The organism is Capnocytophaga sp. oral taxon 338 str. F0234, assembly GCF_000192225.1.
Taxonomy (GTDB): Bacteria; Bacteroidota; Bacteroidia; order Flavobacteriales; family Flavobacteriaceae; genus Capnocytophaga.
Window position 1 is genome coordinate 277,787 of the sequence record NZ_GL872413.1, and the last position, 3,126, is coordinate 280,912.

Sequence of the window (3,126 nt, forward strand, 5' to 3'; positions counted from 1 at the left end):
AAGAGTTAGAGGCTAACTATCGTACGGTAGCACTTTTCTATAAAAACACTGAAGAAGATAAGGTTAAGAATGTAACTATTGTCAATGCTACTCTTGAGCAATTAAAAGACTTAGACAACACCCGATTTATTGATACTATTCACGCAGAGCTTACTGATAATTATGACCGATTAGACCTTAAAAACAACTATTCTATCTTGGTTATCCCAGGTTATTTAGGTTCTAATGCGGTACTTGAAAAGTGGGCAAAAATAGCCCATAGCAATAAGGTAATGCTCGTTACCGACTTTCAGCACTTAGATGAACCCGATGATGTAATGGAGATGTTTGATGAGGCAAATCACACAGGGGGAGATGTATACCGCTCCAATGTACTGATGACTTGTAATTGGCTTGTAGGTCGTGGTCGTTTTGAAGAAATAGAAGAAGCAGATGATTTATTTGTACCCCCTTCAGCAGCTTTGGCTGGTAAGATTTACAAGACATTGATGTCTCAGGTAACGGCGGGTAAGAAATTTGGGGGTATCAATGAAGTAGAAGGGGTGAAGTTTGACCTTAAGAAGAGTGAGATCGCGAACTTAGAGAGTTTGGGACTTATCCCGATGGTCAATGAATACGGCAAGGTAATGGCATTTTCAGCCAAAACCTTATTCAATGGGGATAATATAGGTTTGCAGACCTACTCAGTGGTACGTGTGTTTGATTATGTAACCAAAGTACTGATGGATTTCTTGAACAGACGCGCTTTTGAGAACTATTCCTCAGTAACCCGTAAGGAGATTATGGGACAGATAGTTCGCTTTTTAGATAGCATCACAGGTCCTTATAAGCTGATTGAAAAGTTTGAAATCAAGCGATTTGAGCAAGATGCTATCCAAAAAGACAAAATCCATTTGGATATTCATATGACCCCTTATTTCCCAGCAAAGAACTTCCTGATTAAGATGGACGGACAAAAGGGAGATGATGGCAACGAGTGGGATGTAGAATACGCACAGAATTAAAAAATAGATAATATACATAATTATTGTAATTAAGATGATAAACTAATAAAAGCCAATTGAAAATTAATAGATAGTAAGGAGAGAAAGAAGGCAAAATATATTTTCCATAGTTGGTAGTATTGAGTATTTAAATTTTAAAATATATTTAACATGGCATTTAAAGCAAAATTAGTGGTTGCGGGTAAAGAGCGCAACATTCTTTCCGTAGACTACGGAATGTTACAGGAAACCGATGCGTCAGGCAGACCATCAAGTATCTCAAGAGGAGGAAAGATCCACATCACTGTGGAAAGCACAGGAGATACCGACCTCTTTGAGTGGATGACCAATTCTTTTGAAAGAAAGGATGGGAGTATCGTCTTCTTAAAACGAGACAGTGAAGCGACTTTAAAAGAGTTGAAGTTTAAAGAGGCTTATATTGTTAAGTACCAAGAAGATTTTGATGCTACAGGAAATCAACCTCTTAAAGAAACCTTTACGCTTTCAGCTAAAGAGATTGAGCTTGGTACAGGCAAACACGTCAATGAGTGGGTGTAGGTGCTGAGAGAAGTAAACATTTCATTATTAATTTTTAAAAAGGAATATTTATGGCTTTTAAGGCAAAATTAAAAGTAGCAGGCAAGGAGTTTAACATCCTTAAAGTGAGCTACGCGTTGTTCCAAGAGACAGACGCAACAGGAAGACCGTCAAGTGTTGCCCGAGGAGGTAAGATTGACATAGAGATTGAAGGCACTGAGTCGCCTGAGTTTTTTGAGTGGATGGTTAATTCGTTTGAGAGAAAAGACGGTAGTATCGTCTTCTTAAAACGAGATAGCGAAGCAACCCTTAAAGAACTCAAATTTACTGAAGGGTATTTGGTAAAACACAGAGAGAACTTTGAGGCTTCAGGACAAAAACCTCTGACAGAATCCTTCACAATCTCTGCTCGTAAAATAGAGATGGGCACAGGTGCGTTTGAGAACGAATGGGTTTAGAAGTATAGAGAGCAGGTGTGAGCAGTTCATACCTGCTCTTTTTACAACTACACAATAGATAAAGATACAAAGTATTAATAGAACAACTCAAAAAAAGATTAGATTATGTCGTTTCTTGCAAAATTAGAATTAGATGATAAGACTTACAATGTTTTGGAATGTGAATACGATTTCACTCAAAATATTGATGAAACAGGTAAACCAAAGGGAATGCCTTATGGTGGTGAAATATCCATTAGAGTAGAGAGTACAGGAACACCTGAACTGCTCAATTGGATGTTAGACCATAACCAAACTAAAGATGGTAAGATTATTTTCTACCGTAGAGATGCTATGAGTAAGCTCCAAGAAGTGCTTTTCAAAAAAGCTTTTTGTATTAAATACAAGGAACATTTTGATGCGCAAGGCACTGAGCCTTTACAGATAGAAATACGACTCATCGCACAAGGATTTGATGTAGGTGGGGTAGCTCACAATAAGATGTGGAGAGGATAAAGCTATTTTAAATTACTAATACTAATATCTTAAAGAGCATTTTTTTTATGGAGTTAAAAGATTTCAAATTAAAAAGTTTTACAGAGTTTCTTAATGATAAGACCAATCCTGTGGTTTATTGTCTGCTCAGTTCCAATGGCAAAGATTTCTTAGCCAAAGAAAGCTATAAAGTAGAGCTACACCAATACAACTGCCAGCACGATACCTTTACCATTGAAACCCCAGAGGACTCATTTGATAAGTTCCACGAATACATTATGGAACACTCCCGCGATCTGCTTGGCGATCCTCTTACCATTAAGTTTTATCAATATGGCAAGGTGGTGCAACACTTCTCAGGGATTATCACTAAAATTCACTGTAAGCGAAAGACAGGGGGTGGTTATGGTACGCTCTATATCTCAGGCAATGCACCAAGTATTCTCTTAGATAGCGGTAAGGAATGTCAATCTTATGAGAATAAAACACTACAAGAAATCGTTGCCACAGCTACCCAGGAGTATGATGAGTCCGCAAAAGTGGATACCTCAGCAGGGGTGAATACCACAAGGACACTTCCTTATACGGTACAATACCAAGAGTCTGACTACGACTTTATTTGTCGTTTGGCTAAGTATTACGGAGAATACTTTTATTATGATGGCAGTAAACTT

The 3,126-nt window shown here is 37.9% G+C and carries 5 protein-coding genes; all 5 read left to right on the forward strand.

Annotated features, from left to right (window positions below):
* On the forward strand, nucleotides 1–1,004 hold a 1,004-nt coding region (locus tag HMPREF9071_RS01350), incomplete at its 5' end, for a hypothetical protein (protein ID WP_009744732.1).
* A 150-nt stretch (nucleotides 1,005–1,154) separates the two neighbouring features.
* Nucleotides 1,155–1,541 carry a type VI secretion system tube protein TssD gene (gene tssD / locus HMPREF9071_RS01355; RefSeq protein WP_009412188.1) on the forward strand — a complete coding sequence of 129 codons (387 nt, stop codon included), beginning with the start codon at nucleotides 1,155–1,157 and terminating at the stop codon, nucleotides 1,539–1,541.
* Nucleotides 1,542–1,591: 50 nt separating this feature from the next.
* Complete coding sequence (gene tssD, locus HMPREF9071_RS01360; protein ID WP_009744733.1) at nucleotides 1,592–1,978, forward strand: type VI secretion system tube protein TssD; 387 nt, start codon at nucleotides 1,592–1,594, stop codon at nucleotides 1,976–1,978.
* A 105-nt stretch (nucleotides 1,979–2,083) separates the two neighbouring features.
* A complete protein-coding gene (gene tssD, locus HMPREF9071_RS01365; RefSeq protein ID WP_009412186.1) occupies nucleotides 2,084–2,473 on the forward strand; it encodes a type VI secretion system tube protein TssD in 390 nt (129 codons plus the stop codon).
* Between the two features lie 47 nt (nucleotides 2,474–2,520).
* Nucleotides 2,521–3,126, forward strand: a 606-nt coding sequence (locus HMPREF9071_RS01370; RefSeq protein WP_009744734.1) for a contractile injection system protein, VgrG/Pvc8 family, incomplete at its 3' end; no start/stop codon positions are given.